Genomic DNA, 2,296 nt, shown 5'->3' with positions numbered 1-2,296 from the left:
GTAGACCGTCGCATCGCTGACGCCGTGCTTGCGGCACAGATCGGCGACGGAAATCCCGGCCTCATGCTCCTTCAGAATGCCGATGATCTGATCTTCGGTGAACCTGCTGCGCTTCATCTCTGGTCCTCTCGGTTAGGCCAGAGTCTATCTCAAACTGGATTAGGTGCGGGGGGCAACGTCAACTGGGACAGATCATGGCGCAGAATGCCACCATTTACAAAGTCGAGCTGTCGGTCTCGGACATGGATCGCCACTATTACGAGACCCACAAGCTGACAGTGGCCAAGCACCCCTCTGAAACCGATGAGCGGATGATGGTTCGCATCATCGCCTTTGCCTTGAATGCCCATGAGAACCTGGAAATGACCAAGGGGATTTCCACGGAAGATGAGCCAGACATCTGGCAGAAAAGCCTGAGCGGCGAACGTGATGTGTGGGTGGCACTGGGGCTTCCCAGCGAGAAGGTGATGCGTAAATCGTGCAGCAAAGCTGACAAGGTGATCGTCTATCCCTATGGTGGCAGGACGGCCGATATCTGGTGGGACAAGATCAAAGGCAGCACCAACCGCTTTGAGAACCTACAGGTGATCGGCTTTTCCGAGAAGGACACCGGCGCACTGGCCAAGCTGGCGAACCGCACGATGAAGCTGCAGATCAACATTCAGGACGGCGAAGTGATGGTCAGTGTCGGTGACAGCATTGTTTACCTCACCCCTCTCAAGTGGAAGAGCGCTGCGTAGATCAGCGGCTGCGCGCGCTTGTCCGCTTGATCCAATCCGCGCCGCCGTATGTGACCGCGTAAATCAGTACTTCCCTTGCGTCATCATAAACCACGAAGGCAACGACGGCTTTCCGTGCAGCCGGGATGGCGCGGATGCCAGGAGCGATTTCATCGCGGAGGCTACCCTTGAGCGGCGTAGCCTTCAGCGTGCTAATGGCCGCCTCGATCTCCGCCAGCTTTCGCGCGGCCGCGTCGGGCCCCGCATAGTCGAGGATCCAGCGGGCGATGGCATCAAGATCACGCGCGACAAGAGGATGGAATCGGATGCGGTAGTTCACGCGCCGCGGGCCGCCCCGATGGTGCGGCGGGCGGCGGCAAAGGCATCGTCCTGGTCAACAAAGGCTTCGCGCGGCGTTTCCATGCGTGCGCGGATTTCCTGAGCGAGGGCGGAGAGCGCCAGATCGCGTTCCTGCTCCTCCTGCATCATCTGCTCCAGCGCGGCCGCGACTGCCGCGCTCTGGGTCGCAAACACGCCCTGCCCCACCTTCTCCGAGAGGAACTGATGGTGACGGTCGGTGAAGCTGAGGGTCGTCTTGACGGTCATCCGCATCTCCATGGTATGACTAGGTCATATAACTGAACGGAGCGACGTTTTCAACCGGGCGCACGCTGCCCTACCGCCTATCCGCCCAAGGAATGGCTCACAGCACCAAGTGCTGCCACTTTTTCTTTTGAAAGCTTGCCGCCAGCTTCTAGGGTCGCAGTCGCCACTCGTACGATGGCTTCCCACACTTCTCGCTTCTCCGGATCCCTACTCGCTCGAACAAGACCAACTTCTTTCACCATGAAATCAACCTCATACTCGTCAGCTGCGAGACCACAGGTCCGTGCGATTTCAACGGCCTTCTTATAGTCTCCCGGTTGCGCATCTAAGGCGGAAGTGAGCGGTATCCCCTTTAGTTTTGCGTCCGAAGCCGCCCCTGCACATATCACGGCAAGATTGCAAACCAGAACGGACTTCTGCTCCTGGAGGGAAGTTGAGCTGTCGAACTGCCACAGGTTTACTGCCACGTTGCCAAAGGCACCGTCGACTGACGTTTCCGCGTTGAGATCGATACCACCGCTTAAGCCCATCCCATAATGAATAGCCAACACGGCATGAGCTGCCTCGTGATATGCGACCTGCTCAGTGCGATTCATTTTTCCCCGCTCGTGCTAACCTTGACCTGCCCCTGACCTTTCACATCGCCACCACCGGGGCGCAGTGGGAAGTTTTGCCTATTGACAACGCTTCCGCAATCGCACGATCAATCACTTGCTTCAAACGCAAAAAGCCCCCTCGGTTTCAGGGGGACTCGTCAAACGTTGAGGTGGCGTTGAGGTAAAACGGCGAGTGCTATACACAAGTGTTTTTGTCGGATTCCAACCGTTTGTTATATAGAAAGAATTTGGTTGCGGGGACAGGATTTGAACCTGTGACCTTCAGGTTATGAGCCTGACGAGCTACCGGGCTGCTCCACCCCGCGTCCGGACCGAGGGCTATGTGCGATCGGTTTTGTATTGGATCGTATTGAG

At 57.2% G+C, this 2,296-nt stretch carries 5 protein-coding genes and 1 tRNA gene; 1 reads left to right on the top strand and 5 read right to left on the bottom strand.

The window, feature by feature from the left end:
- A partial coding sequence (locus CXR43_RS17680) for a transposase (RefSeq protein WP_146036564.1) occupies positions 1 to 117 on the bottom strand: 117 nt, incomplete at its 3' end.
- Between the two features lie 77 nt (positions 118 to 194).
- Between CXR43_RS17680 and CXR43_RS17675 the strand changes: the two genes are divergently transcribed.
- On the top strand, positions 195 to 740 hold the full coding sequence (locus tag CXR43_RS17675; RefSeq protein WP_103336598.1) for a YaeQ family protein: 546 nt from the start codon (positions 195 to 197) through the stop codon (positions 738 to 740).
- 1 nt (position 741) lies between these two features.
- Here CXR43_RS17675 and CXR43_RS17670 read toward each other — a convergent pair whose 3' ends face one another.
- The 4 genes from CXR43_RS17670 to CXR43_RS17655 form a co-directional block, all read right to left on the bottom strand.
- The gene (locus CXR43_RS17670) at positions 742 to 1,059 is read right to left on the bottom strand and encodes a type II toxin-antitoxin system RelE/ParE family toxin (RefSeq protein ID WP_103336595.1); all 318 of its coding nucleotides are present in this window, start codon (positions 1,057 to 1,059) and stop codon (positions 742 to 744) included.
- Complete coding sequence (locus CXR43_RS17665) at positions 1,056 to 1,325, bottom strand: hypothetical protein (RefSeq protein WP_246831451.1); 270 nt, start codon at positions 1,323 to 1,325, stop codon at positions 1,056 to 1,058. The genes CXR43_RS17670 and CXR43_RS17665 overlap by 4 nt, the downstream gene beginning before the upstream one ends.
- Positions 1,326 to 1,402: 77 nt before the next feature.
- Positions 1,403 to 1,921, bottom strand: coding sequence for a hypothetical protein (locus tag CXR43_RS17660; protein ID WP_146036563.1), 519 nt, complete (start codon positions 1,919 to 1,921; stop codon positions 1,403 to 1,405).
- Between the two features lie 249 nt (positions 1,922 to 2,170).
- Positions 2,171 to 2,247: transfer RNA gene (locus CXR43_RS17655), tRNA-Met, on the bottom strand.
- Between the last annotated feature and the right edge of the window lie 49 nt (positions 2,248 to 2,296).

The sequence above is a fragment of the Pseudotabrizicola formosa genome, assembly GCF_002900965.1.
Lineage (GTDB): Bacteria > Pseudomonadota > Alphaproteobacteria > Rhodobacterales > Rhodobacteraceae > Pseudotabrizicola > Pseudotabrizicola formosa.
The sequence above is the reverse complement of the archived record's forward strand: the minus strand, read 5'-3'. Positions and strand labels throughout refer to the sequence as shown.

What these genes read in the sequence shown, in the direction of transcription:
- CXR43_RS17675 (WP_103336598.1), top strand. Translation starts at nt 195, where the DNA reads ATGGCGCAGAATGCCACCATTTACAAAGTCGAGCTGTCGGTCTCGGAC.
- CXR43_RS17660 (WP_146036563.1), bottom strand. Translation starts at nt 1,921, where the DNA reads ATGAATCGCACTGAGCAGGTCGCATATCACGAGGCAGCTCATGCCGTG.
- CXR43_RS17665 (WP_246831451.1), bottom strand. Translation starts at nt 1,325, where the DNA reads ATGACCGTCAAGACGACCCTCAGCTTCACCGACCGTCACCATCAGTTC.